Origin of the sequence: Fibrobacter sp. UBA3718, from assembly GCF_002371935.1 — a bacterium.
Classification (GTDB): Bacteria; Fibrobacterota; Fibrobacteria; order Fibrobacterales; family Fibrobacteraceae; genus Fibrobacter.
Window position 1 is genome coordinate 1 of the sequence record NZ_DFHR01000004.1, and the last position, 17,837, is coordinate 17,837.

A 17,837-nucleotide genomic window follows, 5' to 3' on the forward strand; every position below is an offset into this window, starting at 1 on the left:
GTCCAACTTTTTGGGTTCAGCTCAACTGAGTCGGGGTTTTCTTGTCAAACCTTATTTTATTGGTAAATCAACACCGTAATAAGGGATATTTTCGTGTAATTCTAAAATCTGTTGTAAATCACCATCTGAGGTTTTGCAAATGCGATTATGATAGTCCATTCGAATTGCAATATTTTCTATTTCCTGACGACGTTTCTTAGACAGTTTTAGAAATTCTAAATCTTGGTCAATTCCAAGATAGCGGCGATTTAACAAATTTGCAGCAATCCCTGTTGTAGAGCTTCCACAAAAAGGATCAAGAATCCATGCATTTTCTTTTGTAGAAGCTTGAATAATTCTAGCAAGAAGCGGAAGAGGTTTCTGCGTTGGATGTTTACCACATGTTTTTTCCCAACGGCCAATAGCAGGCATCTGCCAGACATCCCGCATTTGAGTTCCGCCATTAATTCGTTTCATCAATTCATAATTGTAATAATGAGGAACTTTTTTATTTTTTCGAGCCCATAGAATAAATTCTGTAGAATGCGTGAAAAATTTACAGCTTAGATTTGGCGGAGGGTTTGTCTTAGCCCAAGTGATGCAATTAAGAATCCTAAAGTTCAATTCATTCAGCATTTGAGCAACGGAAAAAATATTATGATATGTTCCAGAAATCCAAATAGTCCCGTTATCTTTTAATTTTTCTCGGCATACCGAAAGCCATCTGCGGTTAAAATCATTATCTTTTTCAAAACCCTGAGACCTGTCCCAATCACCTTTATTTACAGAAACTTGTTTTCCACTTTGAACAGAGAATCCTCCATTAGAAAGAAAATAGGGAGGATCTGCAAAAATCATATCAAATTGAAAATCCAACACTGAAAGAATTTCAATACAATCGCCCTTGACTAAATTAAAATCATGATATTTTGATTTAAAAAACGCACTTAACATTGTTAACGACTCAAAGGCATAGAAGCTTTTATCACTTTCATGTAATCAGCATTTCCATCAATATAGTCTTTCAGCAGATGCAAAATATCTCTAAACATATAAGCGTTTTCATTCTGTTTTTCACATAAAGAAAACAGCTCTATTACCAAAGCTATATAATCCATAGGCAAAGTGCGAAAAACATTTAGATTGCCATAGGTATTCATAATATGCAACGGAGTTCGGGGGATATAGGAGTCTCTTTCTTGAACAGTTGCAAATGGGGAACAATTATCATAAAACCTAATATAATAGTCGAGAATAGCTTTTACTTCTTGAGGATAATGATGCGATTTAATCATTAAATCGACAACCCAATAGGTATGAATTGGAGGCTCAGGCCTTTCATTTTTTCCTTTCCTTAAAATTTTAACAACAAAATCTAAATCAGGATGAGAGCCTCGATTTCCTTGAAACATTCCAACAACTATGCCATTTGAAAGCACAAATGTTTTAAAAGCTTTCTTAGCAGGCTTTAATTGATATAAAGAGTCGTCATGAAAATATTTTTCGTTATATACTTCGTCTAAATTATCACTCATAACAAATCCCATTATAAAAACTATTTAAATTTACAAACTTTATAAAATAATTCGCTAGCAATATCAGCTGTTCGCGAATCAATATCTTCATCCATCCAATCAGACTTATTTTGGGCTTCTTTGCAAAATTCTTTAACAGTTATAAAATTTGATTTTGCATAAGCCTTTATTTTTACTGGCAACGGTTTATTACCTATATCAGAATTTAATTGAACATCTAAAGGCAGTAAATTTCCCAACCATCCTTCTTTTTCACACGGAGAGCTTTGTGAATGAATATGTTCAAGAGATGATATAAGAATATCAAGTTCCTTTGTTTTTATTTTAAAACGTTCTAACTTTGCAAAGATATATTGGATTAAAGGCTTATCTTTCGTTTCGTCATCCGTAAACCTTAATTTGCAAATATTATCTCTAAAAGTCTCGTATGGAGGGATTTTTTCTTTCATCTCTTTAATGAAATTCTTTAGAATACGAGGGATATCGTTTTTTGTCGCACCTTGTAATTGCAACGAATATTTCGAATATTTAATTTCCAATCCAGACGGTCTAGAAGAGCAAATTGCAGAAAAGACAAAATGGAAATTCTCCAGGAAAAGAAGCGTATCCGTAAGAGTTTTTATGGTTATCATCTTTTTCTGATAAAGACCTATGAGCGAAAGTATTAAAGTTCTTACCTGCGTTACATGGAATATAGCAAAAGCAGAAAGAGCATAATAAATCGGCACAGTTTCAGCTCTTTTCCAATCTTCTAATTTAGGCGTAATTATTTTTTTATATATATCAGACGCTTTAACCAAATTATCTAAAAATTGATTGTAATCTTGCTCTGCAATTCTTTCTATAAAGTCTTGGTACAATTTTTTCTTATTTGTAAAATGATAATTTGCCAACCAGAAATGACGATAAAAAGTTTCTACATCTTCATCTGTTCCAACATTCTCCTTAATTTTTTTCCATTTCTCCGAAGCTTTATCTATAGGAGCATCTTCTGTCAACTCTTTAAAAAGAATATTCTTTATTAATTCAACGGCGTTTAACGGCTGTCCCTTTGCATTTAAAACTTCAAATATCATATAAGCATCGTTTATAGATTTCACAGCAACATAAACAACAACGCAACTTAACAACTGATCTCGAACCGCTTTAAGAGCATCTAGATAATCAAATTTTTGTTCAAATTTGTCCTTAAATTCTTTTAAGAGTACTTTCTGAGACAAATTCTGAAAAAAATAATCATAAGCACCAAGCAATCTTTTCTCTTCCGTTGATTTGGGTGTATATGAAGTATTTTTTTCTTGACTTTGAATTCTCATTTGGAAAAAAGGCTTCGGGCTTTCAGTTCGTAAAAGCGTTATTTTTTTCCCATCATCATCACTGGTAACAATATACTCATAGATTTTATTCGCAAGTCCTTCTTCTTTTGCATTTTTGAAGGTGTCATATAAAGCAGACAACAAGATAGTTATTGCGGTTAACCGCTGTTGTCCATCAACAACATATCTTTCTTTTTCTGATTGATTCTGAACATCGTCAATTAAAACTACATTTCCCAAAAAATATTCAGACGGACTTAACTTTCCGTCTTTCACTTCTATGTATGAAATAATATCTTCCCAAAAAGTAGAAAGCGCATCATCTTTTTCCCAAACAAATTCTCTCTGAAACCTAGGAACAACTATTTCTTTTTTTGTAGAGAAAATTTCTCTTATCGTCTGACTTCTCGCTGTAAATTCCATACCATCCTACCTAAAAATTTCCTTCATAATTTCATTTTCCATGTCACTAATACAGTAAACGTGCTCTAACACATCAAACGTTTCTTCCAAATTATTCCTAGCAGAAGCCCAACCGAAGCCATCCGTAAACCACACGAATTCAAAATCAGGAATAGTTTTGGCTTCATTTGCTATGGTTTTGTAGCTTCTTGCAGTTTCATTCAGTTTTGACCCACCACTGCCATAGAAATTTGTTTCAATGGCATAAATTTTCTTTTCCGTTTTGACCACATAATCAAAGCGTTTTTCCATTTTCCCTTGGTTGGAAATTGCAGAAAGATCGACATTCCACTTTTTTGCAATATCCGAAATATACATTTCCTTGAAATAGTTTTTGTCTTTTACAAAGCCCGCTTTTTTAATATACAATTCAACCAAGTCTTCCATCAAATGTCCACCACGATTTTTACGTCCATTTGAATCAAGCCCAGTTTCTACACCAGTCACATAATCAACAAGATTGCTTATTAGATGATTCTGCATAAGGTCAAACAATCCTGACTTATCCATAAACCTCGAATAAACAGGAATATCATGCATCATCCCATTAAAAGCATATACGAACATTCCGTTCTCATCGCTTATTGATATTTCAGTACTTCTAACAGCCAATAGAACGGGAATACACTTTACAACACTTGGATACTTCGCAAGAATAGACTCAAATTCTTGTTTGATGTTCTTAGAACCTATAAGCGAATTCAAAATATTCAGCTCTATTTTTATAGCATCAACATTGCTGAATATTTTAGGAAAATCGGCATAATAAGAGAATGTCGCTATACTGGGCCTAAAGGTTCTAAACCAATCAATAAAATTTCTTTTAGCCATAGAAACACCTAAAATACTGCGGCAACGTTGCTTATTAAAAGTTCATTTATTGCACCGCGTTTTTTTGCATTTGAATTAATCATTCTTGATGCAGAAACACGTTTAATTGAGAACTTTTTATACAATTTATCAAAGAAATTGTCTTCTTCACAAACATTTTTGGGATCAGAATTACTGGTGACAACAACAGCCTTTCTATCAGAAATTTCTTCAATAAATTTGGCTAATTCGACTTGTTCTTTATCCCCAAAGCCATTTTCATTGTATGAAGTGAAAGCTGCCGTTTCAGTAAGTGGACGATATGGCGGGTCTATATAAACAAACGTTTTTGAATCAATGAAATCCTTGCATTGGGCATAGTTGCCAACAGTCATTTTTACATTTTGTAACAATTCTGAGCAGGCTTCCAAATTCTCAATATCACAAAGAAGAGGTTTCTTTGCATTGTTGAAAGGCACATTAAACAGGCCTTTTGAGTTTACGCGAAAAAGTCCATTGAAACAGGTTTTATTCAAGAAAATGAAAAGGGCGGCTTTCTCCAGATTTTCTTTCTTATTTCCATTCACCTTTAACGAATTGAATCGTTCTCTTTTTTCCAAATAAAGGCTTTTATTTTCTTCAAGAGAAGACTTCCAATACCTTTCTTGCAAGTCTGCAAGAATATCCGTCAAATTACCACAATTCGTCTTTATCTGAAAGTATGTGTTTATAAGTTCGCCATTGATGTCATTGATGAGAACCTCTTTCGGATTCAGACGAGATAGGACATCAAAAAGAACTGCACCACCACCTACAAAAGGCTCGCAATACTTTTCAATTTGAGCAGGATAATACCTGCGAATTTCGTCCAAGAGTTGCGTTTTGCCGCCAACCCACTTGATGAAAGGTTTTGCAGTAATCATAATCTAAAAATACATAAATAAAATGGCACAAAATGACAAAATGGGAAAAACCTTCAAAAAAACATTAGGGCGGGTGGGCGGGGCAAGCCCGGGCGTTGCGGGTGCGGCGACTGAGCACCCGCTAGAGAGGGTGGAGAGCAACGGAGTGCGAACCAGGGGGAGACTTCCCCCTCCTATAAATAAAGCAGTTCGCCCGAAGGTGTATATCGCCTGCGGTATTTCCGGCCAGATTCAGCACCTCGCCGGCATGCAGGATTCAGGAATCATCATCTCCGTGAACTCCGACCCCGACGCCCCGATCAACGCTATCGCTGACTACGTGATCAACGGCACCGTCGAAGAAGTCATCCCGAAGATGATCAAGTATTACAAGGCAAACAACAAGTAGGCGTTATGGCGAATTTTTACACAGACCATCCAGAGATTAAGTTCAACCTTGAAAGCTCTCCTTTGATGCAGCGCATCGTGGAGCTCAAGGAAAACGGCTACGCCGACAAGGACAGCTTTGACTACGCGCCGGAAGACTACGCCGACGCGATAGACAGCTACAACCGCGTGCTTGAAGTCGCGGGCGACATCACCGCGAACACCGTCTTCCCGAACTCCGAAGACGTGGACGCCGAAGGCCCCCACTGCGAAGACGGCCGCGTGCGTTACGCAAGCAAGACCTACGAGAACCTGGAAGCCACCCGCAAGGCCGGCCTCAATGGCGTGACCATGCCGCGCCGCTTCGGCGGTCTCAACTTCCCGATTACCGCCTACACGGCCATCAACGAAATGATTGCCTCTGCAGACGCCGGTTTCGAGAACATCTGGTCCCTCCAGGACTGCATTGAAACGCTCTATGAATTCGGCGACGAGGACCAGCGTTCCCGCTTTATCCCGCGCGTGTGCGCCGGCGAAACGATGTCGATGGACTTGACCGAACCCGATGCCGGTTCCGACCTGCAGCGCGTGATGCTCAAGGCCACCTACAGCGAAGAAGACAAGTGCTGGTACCTGAACGGCGTGAAGCGCTTCATCACGAACGGTGACTCCGACATCCACCTGGTGCTCGCCCGCTCCGAAGAAGGCACCCACGACGGCCGCGGCCTTTCGATGTTCATCTACGACAAGCGCGACGGTGGCGTGAACGTGCGCCGCATCGAGAACAAGCTCGGCATCCACGGAAGCCCGACTTGCGAACTTGTCTATAAGAACGCGAAGGCGGAACTCTGTGGCCGCCGCAAGTTCGGCCTCATCAAGTACGTGATGGCACTCATGAACGGTGCACGTCTCGGCATTGCCGCACAGTCCGTGGGCATCAGCCAGATGGCCTACAACGAAGCTCTCGCCTATGCCAAGGACCGCAAGCAGTTCGGTCAGGCCATCGTGAACTTCCCGGCCGTGTACGAGATGATTTCCAACATCAAGGCTCGCCTCGACGCAGGCCGTGCACTCCTGTACCAGACAGCCCGCTATGTAGATATCTACAAGGGTCTCGAGGACATCGAGCGCACCCGCAAGCTCACCGACGAGGAGAAGGCAGAACTCAAGCTCTACCAGAAACTCGCCAGTGCCTGCACCCCGCTTGCGAAGGGCATGAACTCCGAATACGCGAACCTGAACGCCTACGACAGCATTCAGGTTCACGGCGGTTCGGGCTACATGCTCGAATACGCTTGCCAGCGTCTCTACCGCGATGCTCGTATCACCTCCATTTACGAAGGTACGACACAGCTCCAGACCGTTGCCGCCCTCCCGCACATCAACACCGGCACCTTCAGCCAGATGCTCGAGGAACTGGAAGCGGGCGAAGTGGCCGCCGAATACGAGAGCCTCAAGGCCCGCGCGAAGGCCATGGACGCGAAGTTCAACGAGGCAATCGAAGTTGTGAAGGCCGCGAACAACAACGAGTTCACCGACCTCTGCAGCCGTCACTTGTACGAACTCGCCGCCAACTGCGTGATGAGCCAGCTCATGCTCCGCGACGCCACCAAGGCCCCTGAACTGTTCGAAAAGAGCATGAAGGTGTACCTGAACCTCGCCGAAGCCGAAGTCGCCAAGCACTACAACTTCGTGAAGAGCGTGAACGTGGAAGCAATGGAGAGCTACAGGAAGTAATTGAAGGTTGTCTTCCCCGCGCAAGCGGGGACCTCCCTTTACAAAAGAACCTCGATGCAAATGCATCGGGGTCTTTTTGTTTTGTGTAAGTTCATTTACTAAAATTAATGTCTAGAACCAACAAGTCCTTCACTTCTAGAAACTGTAATACCTTGATACTTATGTTCATCCAACCAGTCACTAATAGATGCAACATACTTTTTTGAAAATGTTGGTCCTAAAATAATTTCACTAAATGGATTCGGCATTTCAAGATAATATCGTGGAACACCCCTATCATCAACTTTAAAAGTTTCTTTTACAACATTTATTTTCTCTTGATTTATATTTTCCGTTTCAGTAAGGTTTCGACACACAGAAGTTCTTTTTGAGATTGATTTAGTTAAGGCATTTATTGACCGTACCATACGCCATTCTTTTTCAGGCTCCCATGTTTTAGCCTTTATCACCCAAAAGGGTGTTTTTGTAGTCAAAATTCGAGATCCACTCATTTGGCGATAAGGAGATCCATCGTCATCAAGATCATTCTGACAATTAACAAATTCGGATTCTTCCTTCACAATATTTCTAAAATCAGGAAGAAACTGTCCTACAGAATCGACATTAAAATAGCATACCTGATTTATGAACGGAGTTCCCTCACATGATGAATAAGTTTTTGTATCAAGACGAAGCGCAATGCCATTTTCCTTTGCATAATCAGCTTGCCAAAAATACATTGAATCTCTTAATTCAGATAAAGAAAACGAATACTGCCTGCCATATTTTTCTTGAAGCAGATACTTATAGCAGTCCCCATTTAAAAATTCATCTATTGATTTCCTGCAATACTCTTGTTCGTCACCTTTTTTGAACTGGCCTATAATTTCATCTTTATGCTCTTCTAAAAATTTGTAGAAATATATGCCTTCATCAATATCATTTAGAAAATGCATATCAGTAAACCGAATGCAAACATTTTTTCCATGTTTATCATTAAAAATATCTTTAAGACAATTAATCCTTGTATAGTGATAAAGATAACGAGGCAATCTTTCGTTTTGATTTATTTCAACATTGTCATGATTAATTTCTTTCATAAAGCATCTTCCTACAAACATTTACTACCAAACAAGGTCATTCTTTATACAGCGAACAACTGCATCATGCCTATAAGTGCAATTAGCCGAATAATTAGTCGGATGGCATTCGAATTCTCGATTCGCAAACATTCCATTGCTTACATAAAAAGAGCCCTCTGAATCATATGTCGAAGTCCAAAATGCAAGAGCACCTTGCGTTAATAAGTATTTTTGTGAGACTGCTCGTCTTACTTCTGTCGTATCAGGAAGACGCCATCCTTGAGGACAAATGCCTCCCGTATTATTCGAATACTTTCCATCGCCATAGACATCCTTTTCAGAATAACAAGGCCCATAATACCCACTCTCACCAATACTTTCATTATGATCCAAAGTAGAAATGCAAGCACTATCAGATGTTTTACGTGGACACCCGTACGAAATTCTACAAGAATGGTCTACACCTGAATCAAATTCCAAATTGTCAAACATCCACAACTTATTATCAACAAGGCCCATTGCATAAGTGTTTCCATCACGATTATCTATGAAGGTTTTATAAGCAAGCCCGTCTTCCCTTATAGTAACACCATCTCCATCTTGAATTTGACGCCAAGAATATCTTTGTTCACAATAAAATTCTTGATTTGTCGAATTTACATACGCCGTCATACTCAAACCGTTACACAAACAACTTGACTCATTAGAAAAAGCTATATTAGGCACTAACAAATAGCAATTTGCGGACATTTTCATGCCACCACTGAAATAATAGCCAGCCAAAAAATCTTCATAAGTATCAAAGGTATAAGTATACTTTTTATAAGTCACCTTTTCTATCGAAGATGAACTTACAATTGGTTCGCTCCATGAATCTGACGCATTCGAATTCATAATTCCATCTTGAGAAGCGTTTCCAGAATTCATATCATCATTAGAAGCATTGCTACCAGAATCCCCGCCACATGCGGCATAGATTAGAGCCAGAGTGAGTGCGGCAAGATTGTCAATTTTGCACCAAGCCATTGGGGCCTCCGTTGTTATAAACTTTTCGGAGTTCGCACCCGTTCTGCAAAAGAACTTCGCCAAATTTTGTAAGGGCACAAAAAAGGCGCGAGTCGTTGCATTTACCAAAGTGAGGCTAGGGAAAGCCTATAACCGATAAACGCAAACGACCCACGCCCCGAAAGGGCTGTTGCTTATACAGCAAACCGAGGCATACCGAAAAACGGCATACCTGCGTGAGCGTTCGCCTTGTCCTCGGTTATTGAAATTTTCCCTATTTCACTTTGAGAACAAGAGCTAACTCTTTTTCGCTTTAAAAATAACTTAAAAGCGAGCATTTCGCTCAAAAAGTTTACAATTTAGCCGTTTTTTCTGCCCAAATCGAGCAGAAAACGCGCTTTTGTAAGAAAAGTGGGATTATTCCAAGTTGGAAATGGAGCTGGCTTTTCTTGCTTTTGGAAGACGAAAAAGGTATATTTACACTGATAAGGACAATACAACCCAATGGAAATAGAAATACAAATAGACTCCCTTACGAATTGCCTTGTATGCCGAGAAACTGGGGAACAACTCGATACCGAATTCCGGCTGGTCTTGAAAACTATTTCTAAAAAAGATGCCGTTGCCCTACAGCGAAAAGGATGGAAATTCGACTGGAGCATTCCCCATCAACACGACTACGAGGTTTACGAGTTACTATTAAAGGATGACCCACAAGTGCAGGGAATGATTGCATTAAAACACATCCGCGACCAATTTTACACCCATGTCGAAATTGTAGAAGCGGCCCCTGAAAATATCGGGCATTTAGGAAAATATAAGGGTGTAGGAGCACATCTCTTTGCTATAGCCTGCAAATTAAGTTGGGATGTTGGCAACGAGGGCTATGTCCAATTTACCGCCAAAACGAATCTTGTAGAACATTATCGTGAAACTCTGGGTGCCAAAAACATTGATTCTCAAAAAATGTTCATTGATAGTTACGGCGCATTAAAACTAATCAAAACCTATTTTCCCGAGGAGGCATAACATGATTGTTGCAGAACTTGAACCAGTTGTTGCATCGCGCAAAAGCGATATGCTACGAGAAAAATTCGATCGTTTCGGAGAAGATTTTCCCGACGGTCGTTTGACAGAACAATCTTCGACCGAGCGACATTTCCGGTTACATGAAGCGATTGCCTATTCAAGCAGTTTGGGCCGTCCGCTTACGGATCAGGAAATGAAACAATTCGAGATTTAGTCATCGGCATTATATTTTCCAAAAGACCTCAGCAAAGAGGTCTTTTGCATTTGTGTGGGAGAGCCAGGCGTTGCGGCCTTTGGACACTTGGCCTTTAGGCCTTAGTGTACATGGTCACCTTTAGGTGGTTAGGCGTCTGAGCCCCGCAGAGAGGGTGCGCGGAAGACCTGGCCGGGGCGGGTTTTGGTTGGGTTCCCGAAGGGAACGACTAAAAGGGCGGGGCCGGGGCTGGAGCGAGGGGGACACTTCCCCCTTTATAATAAAGAAGCGCATGATGTTCAAGGCCACCTACAGCGAAGCTGACAAGTGCTGGTCTGTGAGCCTAAAGCGGCTCATCTTAATGAGCCGTGTAGGCGAGAGTGAGGCGTAAGCCGAACGGTCGTATCAGAACGGCGTGAAGCGCTTCATCACCAACGGTGATAGCGACATCCACCTGGTGCTCGCCCGCTCCGAAGAAGGCACCCACGACGGCCGCGGCCTTTCGATGTTCATCTACGACAAGCGCGACGGTGGCGTGAACGTGCGCCGCATCGAGAACAAGCTCGGTATTCACGGAAGCCCGACTTGCGAACTTGTCTACAAGAACGCGAAGGCTGAACTCTGTGGCCGCCGCAAGTTCGGCCTCATCAAGTACGTGATGGCCCTCATGAACGGTGCACGCCTCGGCATTGCCGCTCAGTCCGTGGGCATCAGCCAGATGGCCTACAACGAAGCTCTCGCCTATGCCAAGGACCGCAAGCAGTTCGGCCAGGCCATCGTGAACTTCCCGGCCGTCTACGAAATGATTTCCAACATCAAGGCTCGCCTCGACGCAGGCCGCGCACTCCTGTACCAGACAGCCCGCTATGTAGATATCTACAAGGGCCTCGAGGACATCGAGCGCACCCGCAAGCTCACCGACGAGGAGAAGGCTGAACTCAAGCTGTACCAGAAGCTCGCCTCTGCTTGCACGCCGCTTGCGAAGGGCATGAACTCCGAATACGCCAACCTGAACGCCTACGACAGCATCCAGGTTCACGGCGGTTCCGGCTACATGCTCGAATACGCCTGCCAGCGCCTCTACCGCGACGCTCGTATCACTTCGATTTACGAAGGTACGACGCAGCTGCAGACCGTGGCCGCCCTCCCGCACATCAACACCGGCACCTACAGCCAGATGCTCGAGGAACTGGAAGCGGGCGAAGTGGCCGCCGAATACGAGAGCCTCAAGGCCCGCGCGAAGGCCATGGACGCGAAGTTCAACGAAGCCATCGAAGTCGTGAAGGCAGCGAACAACAACGAGTTCACCGACCTCTGCAGCCGTCACTTGTACGAACTCGCCGCCAACTGCGTGATGAGCCAGCTCATGCTCCGCGACGCCACCAAGGCACCGGAACTGTTCGAAAAGAGCATGAAGGTGTACTTGAACCTCGCCGAAGCCGAAGTCGCCAAGCACTACAACTTCGTGAAGAGCGTGGATGTGGAAGCGATGGAGAGCTACAGGAAGGCGTAAGCCTTAGGATGTCATTCTGGAGGCTCGCAGAGCCGATAGAATCCATAAAACTTAAAGACCTCGGCAATTCAATGCCGGGGTCTTTGCTTGTTTATGGGCGTTTTCCCACTGGCGTGGGTCGGGCTATATTTTATGGGTTGCCCGGTTCACTCCGTTCCCGCCCAACCTCATAAAACGGAGCCTCGCTTCCAAGGAATGCAATACAAGACTCCCGCGAGTCTCCGCCCCAAGGGTCACTATCCCTAACGCGAAGATGCTATTCCGAAAGAATTTCGTCAACCATCGATCTCAAACGTTTCGCATCCGCCAAATGAGGCATTCCGTAATTCCACCATATAGGTAGCCACTTAATCTTTGGATTGCAAAATTCCATCGCCTTTTTCAGACTCAATTCATCCTCTTTAGGAAACCGTACTCCAGGTATAACGCCACAAAGTGAATCCGATATAGAAAACGAAACCAATTTATCAGGATTCTTCAAACTTTTATCTATAAGAAGCAACCGAAATTCTTGTTCATCTCTAAAGTCTTGGCATTTTTGAAATAAAAAGTCAATCTTTTCCGAAGTTAAAAGCGACTTGCAATTCTGCGCTAAGGATTCCTGTAAGGGATAAAGATTGTTTGTGTAAGTCACTTCTTTACAATAGGTTTCACACGAATCGAAAGCTTTTTCAAACGACTTCACCAATTTTTCTTTGTCAAATATTAAGCATACACCCTTGTGATTGTCGGCATATTGAGCCCACATCCTAGAACGAGCCCACCCCTTGGATAAATTGTTATAGCAGTTTTCTTGGGAATCCTTCGGCGGATTATAAAAAGACATATCCATAGCAAAAGAAGCAAACCGAATCGAACGTTCTTTTTCATCCACGGCATTTATATAGTCGCCAACGATTATAGCAAGTTCTTCATTTGAAGGGTTGCCATGAATCACCCGTCCGTCATCACGATGATCTTCAAATTCTAAAGGGTCATTCTTGTTCACAAGCGGACCCAAACGCATTTGTTGGCTCAATAAAGTCCCCAACGCAGCAGAATATGCCGTATAATGAAACAGGAACTGGTTCTCTTTTTCAGGTACATTGCGTTCTAGGAGGATATCAGAAGGATATTGCATTTACGATTTATTCTTTTTCAGGATAAGTCACTAAATATGTTTGGATCAATTCACAGATATTGTTAAATATATCTTCTTTAGAATTTGTATTCTCAACAATACTGTCATAGAAAAAATCTAGACCTCCAAGCATTATTTGAGTAAATCGTTCTTCATCGGGCCCAGCAGCTTCAGTCCCTCTTATTCTAAAAGCCTTGTTTATTCTCTCTTTTAGCGAAACACTTCCTTTCTTGTCATTCAACATAACAAGTTCATAGAAATATTCTATTTCGCGACCATATCGGATCATTTGTTCCGGGTCAATTTTTGCGGGTTCTATTTTTGAATCATTATCAACATTCGCGCTCAGGTTTTGCCAAAGACCTAGAACAATACTGATGTAAAACACATCAATATTTCTGCATGACAACAACTCTGTAAGTTTACGTACTTTCTCGGCATGCAAGCCCTTTATTTGGTACAATTGATTAAACAAAGCCATTTTTATCCTCCTCAACTTTTGTACATTGGAATGATTTATCCATAGGAACCAGCTTGTAACTCCGTCCAATCTTCGAGAACATTCTTTCTCTTGCTATTTCACCATCAACATCCTTAATAAACACGATAATTTGCTCAGACACCTTAGGTAAAACATCACAAAGAGATATTATTCTTTCTTTGTCTAAAACAGAAAACGGAGCATCAAGAACTAGAGGATATGATTCCAACTGCATTTCAGCATTTTCCTCTCTATTCTGCTTAATTACATCAAGAAGCCCAGAAAGGAAAGCAAATATTACAGAGAGGCCCTGACCTGTTGAAAGCTCTTTTTTGGATGTGGTAGTGATATTATATTCATCATCTATGCTAATCGTAAAATCGGCGTCATATATTTTCTTAAAGGCATTCTGCACAGCATTTACAAGATTTTGTTTCTTTTCTTGTTCATCCTTACTAAGTTCCTCTTCAAAGTCCTTTACAAGTTTGTCCGTTATCTTTTTCCATTCAAGAACTTTTCGTCCTTCTTCACTTGTTTCAAGCAAGTTTTCTCTTTCTCGTTTTAATCTATCTGATTCTGATTTTATATTGTATATCAATCTTTGATAATTTGTGATTTTCTCTTTCGAGTCCTCCAAATCTTTCGTAGACAATTTCAAATTTCTTTCAATCTCAGAAGTATCCTCGGCTTTTGCAAGTCGTTCATCAAGAACTTTTATTTCCTCCTCAAGGCCATCTATTGATTCGAGATAATCAATAACTCTTTCTTTCCTAGCTTTCAAATTATTCCAGAGATCCTCACCAAAACGCTTTTTATCTTGTGTTTCTCGCCTTACTGTAGATATAAGCGTTCCTAGCGATTCGGGGGGAACTATGTGTCGCCATTTTTCTAGTAAACCAAAACTCGCCTCATTTTTATTTATACAAGTTCCACAAATACATTTCCCCCTTTTTTCAATCCAATCTATAAGGTCTGCATGCAATTTATCGGGAATATCATCGGATTCTATATCCGAAGCTTCCTTTAAATAATCCAGCATCGCATCCATGGCATGTCTTGCAAAAAAATAGGGCGATGATTTGACAAAATCTAAGATTCCAGACTTGTATTCTTGTTCTATATGATTTTTCTGTTTCGTACGTTCATTTTCTTTATCCTCTCTATTTTTTGCAATATCTTTTGAGGATTCAATATTTTTCAACTTGCTCTTATATTCTGCAATTTTTTCTAAATGATAATCACGACTATCTTCTTCCTCTTTCATCTGGCTTTCAAAAGTTTCCAGGTTCTTTACATTGGAACTAATTTTTGAGTTTAACTGATTTAACTTTTCGTTAAAATTTCCAGATATGCCGGAAACACTGTATTCTTTTGAAATAGATTTCAAATGTCTTATGGCATTCTTATAATAGTCGAGGTCCAGCAACGTATTTACGGCTTCTCCGAAAGCACGTGATTTACCCTTCTTTATATCATCCGACATGGCTTCTATTTTTTCGCCGCTCAAGAAAAAATATTCAGACAATTCTTCTGGAATTATTTCATTAACAAATTCTTGTTTGTTCGACACCTCTTTTTGCACACCATTTTCAATATAATACACATGAAATTGCAGAGACAATTCACCAAACTTATCATTCTTTTTTCTATACGTAGAGGTTCGTGTTATTACGTAATCCTTGCCACCATGAGATATCTCTAAAGAAACCGTAGCAGGGCAAGACTGCCCATCCTTCAAAGAATCAATCTTCTTCTGCGATAATATATCTTCTGGCTTTTTAAAATCTGACTTGCCATACAAGCACCACCGAAATGATTGGCAAAGAGTTGTTTTTCCAAAACCAGTACCACCCAAAACAAATGTTATGTTTTTCTCTGGTTCAACAGAGAATATGATTTCATTTTCACCATCATACTGACGGAAATTTTTCAAGACAATCTTTTTTATAAGCATGATTTTTCCTCAAGTTTAACGGAGTTTTGAATCAGTCGTTTGATTTTTGATTCCATTTCTTTAGGTTTGCTAGTTTTATTATGTTTGTTTTCATGTTCCCACTCGGCAATTGTATCAAACAGTTTTTTGTATTCTTCAGAATTCATAGAGAACATCCTCCGCATTCATTTGTTTGGTTATTTGAAATTTCCTTTTTATTTCGTCAATTAGAGACAATGTTTTCGATTTGTTTAAGGCAAGTGATCCGAACTCCGTCATTCTCGTAACCTCGTTACGTATCAATGTTGAATACATCTCATTTTCTGAAGGATCCATTGCACCTGCAACAATCAAATCATACGGCAAAGTTATAAAGTCGTAAATAGTCGCCTTTACCTTATCTTTGTGTCTCCTTAAAACACGACCTCGTCTTTGAACATATTCTTTTGGATTTGTAGAACTAGCCAATATAAAAGCTGTTTCGACCATAGGTATATTAACACCTTCGTCCAGACATCTAATTGCGACAATCGCTTGCAAAATTTTTTCTTCAAAACGCGTTATTATCGATGAACGTTCTTCCGAACTTTCTTCTGCGGTAAACTTTGCAATGCGCATATCAAATTTTTCATAAAGATTCATCGTTATCGCTTCAATCTGCCTAACATCATCTTGATTTTCCGAGTCAAATCCATGAACATCTTCGCTATATTTTGTAGCACCACAGTAAATCAGAATTTTATTTTCATTCTTATATGGTTCAATTCTCTTTATAAGTTCTGTAAGTTTATTTTTTGCACCAGCAATTAACCTAGAACGAGCAATAGCCAGCTTTTTTCCATATTCAGACAAACATTTTTCATGCGTTTTTGGAGATATTCGAATCTCTCCCGCCATCTGCTTTGTGAGTTCCGCATACGACTCCCGCTCTTTTGAATCCAACGAAACAACAACCGGAATATAATCATAGGGAACTAAATATCCAGCATCTATAGCCTCTTTCAACCCATACTCTATACACTTTTCTCCAAAATAGGAATGAAGGAATTTCGTGCCAAATTCGTCCATATGACGGTCTATTGTCGCAGACAGCGCCAATTTATACATGAAATTCATTCTTTCAAGATACTTTATAGCATCTTGCGCACCTAAATTATGAGCTTCATCAGCAATTAAAAGAATCGGTTTTCTATTTTTTGCCAAAACTCCTTGAACGAAATCACTTTTAAATGTGGCAATTGTGGACACCAAGCAAAAGAAGCCCCGCTCGTTATCACAAAAATTTCTTTTATCAACAGCCCTTTTTAATCTTTCTTTCCAATCTTTTTGTGGTGAAGATCCAAACGCAACAATTGGTTTTATATTGAATTTCTCTATATCTTCAAGCCATTGCGTGACAAGATGAATGTACGGACAAAGAATAACAACGCTCAAATTACCACTATCGCGCTTTCGCAAACTATCAAGAGAGAAAAGAGCCGTAAGTGTCTTACCCGTTCCTGTTGCCATATCATAAATACCGCAACACCCTTTCGCCATCCAGCTATTGATAGCTTTCTTCTGATATTCACGAAGCATTTGAACAGAAATAGTTTTTTCTTCGTCAGTTCTATAGCCAGGACTAGACTCATGGACGCTTGACGGAACAGAATCCACAAAAGCTTTATCCCAATTAGGTGCGCTAAAATCTATATTTTGCCTTCTATATTTCTCTAAGATTTTATTCGTTACCGAAGGAAAGTCTACAACGGTCAGTTTTTGTTCAGTATTATTCCAAATATTTTCAAAAGCGTTTATTTTTGATTGAGCCCGTTCTCTATCTTCCGATTTCCAGTCACAGTAAACATTAACAGACTCATAATTATATCGCATAGCTGTTCTTGATTCGTTCATGCTTCCGTCAAATGCAATTTTTCGGCCATCAAAATCTTCAAATACACCTAACTTTTCATGATATATTCCAACTTCATTCCCGGAATCAATGAAAGCTATTTTCAACGACAGGAATCCATTGGCAATTAAATTCGCCAAAAGATTCAGTCTTGCGTTTCTAAAATAATCCGTTTCTTCAACATCTAATTCCCCAAGTAATCTGCGCTCTATTATTTCAGAACGTTTTTCATAGCCAGCACGAATAGCATCAATATCTTCATCACTTAACTTAGGAGAAGCAACAATTTGTATTTGGCCCTTATTTTTGACAAGTTCGGCTATTCCCTTAGTTATTTCAACTAATGATGTCGAAGAAAAAAAACCTACAGATCGCTTATAAATTTTAGCACAGGAAAGAGCCGGAATAAACAATTCCTTTACAACATCATTCTTCGGAGAACGATATTCATTACGAATTGTTAATGTTGTCAAAGAATTCATT

At 40.4% G+C, this 17,837-nt stretch carries 15 protein-coding genes and 2 pseudogenes; 5 read left to right on the forward strand and 12 right to left on the reverse strand.

Annotated features, from left to right (window positions below; all coding sequences use genetic code 11):
* Nucleotides 1-51 precede the first annotated feature (51 nt).
* The 5 genes from B4A77_RS00735 to B4A77_RS00755 are packed head-to-tail and all read right to left on the reverse strand — an operon-like array spanning nucleotide 52 to nucleotide 5,025.
* Nucleotides 52-933, reverse strand: a complete 882-nt coding sequence (locus tag B4A77_RS00735) for a DNA-methyltransferase (protein WP_290737370.1) — start codon at nucleotides 931-933, stop codon at nucleotides 52-54.
* A gap of 2 nt (nucleotides 934-935) precedes the next feature.
* Nucleotides 936-1,526 carry a hypothetical protein gene (locus B4A77_RS00740; protein ID WP_106198508.1) on the reverse strand — a complete coding sequence of 197 codons (591 nt, stop codon included), beginning with the start codon at nucleotides 1,524-1,526 and terminating at the stop codon, nucleotides 936-938.
* Nucleotides 1,527-1,534: 8 nt separating this feature from the next.
* The gene (locus tag B4A77_RS00745; protein ID WP_106198509.1) at nucleotides 1,535-3,253 is read right to left on the reverse strand and encodes a DUF262 domain-containing protein; all 1,719 of its coding nucleotides are present in this window, start codon (nucleotides 3,251-3,253) and stop codon (nucleotides 1,535-1,537) included.
* 6 nt (nucleotides 3,254-3,259) lie between these two features.
* Nucleotides 3,260-4,123 (reverse strand): type II restriction endonuclease, encoded by an 864-nt coding sequence (locus B4A77_RS00750; protein ID WP_106198510.1) that lies wholly within the window; start codon nucleotides 4,121-4,123, stop codon nucleotides 3,260-3,262.
* Between the two features lie 8 nt (nucleotides 4,124-4,131).
* Entirely contained in the window at nucleotides 4,132-5,025 is an 894-nt protein-coding gene (locus tag B4A77_RS00755; RefSeq protein ID WP_290737376.1) for a DNA adenine methylase, read from the reverse strand.
* 187 nt (nucleotides 5,026-5,212) lie between these two features.
* On the opposite strand from B4A77_RS00755, the pseudogene B4A77_RS12825 reads away from it, so the two are divergent.
* A pseudogene (locus B4A77_RS12825) lies at nucleotides 5,213-5,413 on the forward strand (FAD-binding protein); the annotation flags it as partial.
* 5 nt (nucleotides 5,414-5,418) lie between these two features.
* Entirely contained in the window at nucleotides 5,419-7,128 is a 1,710-nt protein-coding gene (locus B4A77_RS00765) for an acyl-CoA dehydrogenase family protein (protein WP_290737380.1), read from the forward strand.
* Between the two features lie 104 nt (nucleotides 7,129-7,232).
* Here B4A77_RS00765 and B4A77_RS00770 read toward each other — a convergent pair whose 3' ends face one another.
* Nucleotides 7,233-8,207, reverse strand: coding sequence for a hypothetical protein (locus B4A77_RS00770; protein WP_290737382.1), 975 nt, complete (start codon nucleotides 8,205-8,207; stop codon nucleotides 7,233-7,235).
* A 24-nt stretch (nucleotides 8,208-8,231) separates the two neighbouring features.
* Entirely contained in the window at nucleotides 8,232-9,215 is a 984-nt protein-coding gene (locus tag B4A77_RS00775) for an FISUMP domain-containing protein (protein ID WP_290737384.1), read from the reverse strand.
* A gap of 483 nt (nucleotides 9,216-9,698) precedes the next feature.
* Between B4A77_RS00775 and B4A77_RS00780 the strand changes: the two genes are divergently transcribed.
* The 3 genes and pseudogenes from B4A77_RS00780 to B4A77_RS00790 form a co-directional block, all read left to right on the forward strand.
* Nucleotides 9,699-10,223, forward strand: a complete 525-nt coding sequence (locus B4A77_RS00780) for a hypothetical protein (RefSeq protein WP_290737386.1) — start codon at nucleotides 9,699-9,701, stop codon at nucleotides 10,221-10,223.
* A 1-nt stretch (nucleotide 10,224) separates the two neighbouring features.
* The gene (locus B4A77_RS00785; protein WP_290737388.1) at nucleotides 10,225-10,437 is read left to right on the forward strand and encodes a hypothetical protein; all 213 of its coding nucleotides are present in this window, start codon (nucleotides 10,225-10,227) and stop codon (nucleotides 10,435-10,437) included.
* A gap of 271 nt (nucleotides 10,438-10,708) precedes the next feature.
* Nucleotides 10,709-11,929, forward strand: a pseudogene (locus B4A77_RS00790) (acyl-CoA dehydrogenase family protein); the annotation flags it as partial.
* A gap of 256 nt (nucleotides 11,930-12,185) precedes the next feature.
* On the opposite strand, the gene B4A77_RS00795 reads toward B4A77_RS00790, so the two are convergent.
* The 5 genes from B4A77_RS00795 to B4A77_RS00815 are packed head-to-tail and all read right to left on the reverse strand — an operon-like array spanning nucleotide 12,186 to nucleotide 17,836.
* Nucleotides 12,186-13,049 carry a DUF2971 domain-containing protein gene (locus B4A77_RS00795; protein WP_290737391.1) on the reverse strand — a complete coding sequence of 288 codons (864 nt, stop codon included), beginning with the start codon at nucleotides 13,047-13,049 and terminating at the stop codon, nucleotides 12,186-12,188.
* A gap of 7 nt (nucleotides 13,050-13,056) precedes the next feature.
* On the reverse strand, nucleotides 13,057-13,530 hold the full coding sequence (locus B4A77_RS00800) for a hypothetical protein (protein ID WP_290737392.1): 474 nt from the start codon (nucleotides 13,528-13,530) through the stop codon (nucleotides 13,057-13,059).
* Nucleotides 13,517-15,484: an AAA family ATPase gene (locus B4A77_RS00805; RefSeq protein WP_290737394.1), complete on the reverse strand. Its 1,968-nt coding sequence runs from the start codon at nucleotides 15,482-15,484 to the stop codon at nucleotides 13,517-13,519. The genes B4A77_RS00800 and B4A77_RS00805 overlap by 14 nt, the downstream gene beginning before the upstream one ends.
* Nucleotides 15,475-15,630, reverse strand: coding sequence for a hypothetical protein (locus tag B4A77_RS00810; RefSeq protein ID WP_290737396.1), 156 nt, complete (start codon nucleotides 15,628-15,630; stop codon nucleotides 15,475-15,477). The genes B4A77_RS00805 and B4A77_RS00810 overlap by 10 nt, the downstream gene beginning before the upstream one ends.
* Complete coding sequence (locus tag B4A77_RS00815; protein WP_290737398.1) at nucleotides 15,620-17,836, reverse strand: DEAD/DEAH box helicase family protein; 2,217 nt, start codon at nucleotides 17,834-17,836, stop codon at nucleotides 15,620-15,622. Before B4A77_RS00815 ends, B4A77_RS00810 begins: the two co-directional genes overlap by 11 nt.
* Nucleotide 17,837: the final 1 nt, after the last annotated feature.

Excerpts from the sequence above, each read along its gene's own strand:
- B4A77_RS00735 (WP_290737370.1), bottom strand. The coding sequence starts at position 933 with ATGTTAAGTGCGTTTTTTAAATCAAAATATCATGATTTTAATTTAGTC.
- B4A77_RS00740 (WP_106198508.1), bottom strand. The coding sequence starts at position 1,526 with ATGGGATTTGTTATGAGTGATAATTTAGACGAAGTATATAACGAAAAA.
- B4A77_RS00745 (WP_106198509.1), bottom strand. The coding sequence starts at position 3,253 with ATGGAATTTACAGCGAGAAGTCAGACGATAAGAGAAATTTTCTCTACA.
- B4A77_RS00750 (WP_106198510.1), bottom strand. The coding sequence starts at position 4,123 with ATGGCTAAAAGAAATTTTATTGATTGGTTTAGAACCTTTAGGCCCAGT.
- B4A77_RS00755 (WP_290737376.1), bottom strand. The coding sequence starts at position 5,025 with ATGATTACTGCAAAACCTTTCATCAAGTGGGTTGGCGGCAAAACGCAA.
- B4A77_RS00765 (WP_290737380.1), top strand. The coding sequence starts at position 5,419 with ATGGCGAATTTTTACACAGACCATCCAGAGATTAAGTTCAACCTTGAA.
- B4A77_RS00770 (WP_290737382.1), bottom strand. The coding sequence starts at position 8,207 with ATGAAAGAAATTAATCATGACAATGTTGAAATAAATCAAAACGAAAGA.
- B4A77_RS00775 (WP_290737384.1), bottom strand. The coding sequence starts at position 9,215 with ATGGCTTGGTGCAAAATTGACAATCTTGCCGCACTCACTCTGGCTCTA.
- B4A77_RS00780 (WP_290737386.1), top strand. The coding sequence starts at position 9,699 with ATGGAAATAGAAATACAAATAGACTCCCTTACGAATTGCCTTGTATGC.
- B4A77_RS00785 (WP_290737388.1), top strand. The coding sequence starts at position 10,225 with ATGATTGTTGCAGAACTTGAACCAGTTGTTGCATCGCGCAAAAGCGAT.
- B4A77_RS00795 (WP_290737391.1), bottom strand. The coding sequence starts at position 13,049 with ATGCAATATCCTTCTGATATCCTCCTAGAACGCAATGTACCTGAAAAA.
- B4A77_RS00800 (WP_290737392.1), bottom strand. The coding sequence starts at position 13,530 with ATGGCTTTGTTTAATCAATTGTACCAAATAAAGGGCTTGCATGCCGAG.
- B4A77_RS00805 (WP_290737394.1), bottom strand. The coding sequence starts at position 15,484 with ATGCTTATAAAAAAGATTGTCTTGAAAAATTTCCGTCAGTATGATGGT.
- B4A77_RS00810 (WP_290737396.1), bottom strand. The coding sequence starts at position 15,630 with ATGAATTCTGAAGAATACAAAAAACTGTTTGATACAATTGCCGAGTGG.
- B4A77_RS00815 (WP_290737398.1), bottom strand. The coding sequence starts at position 17,836 with ATGAATTCTTTGACAACATTAACAATTCGTAATGAATATCGTTCTCCG.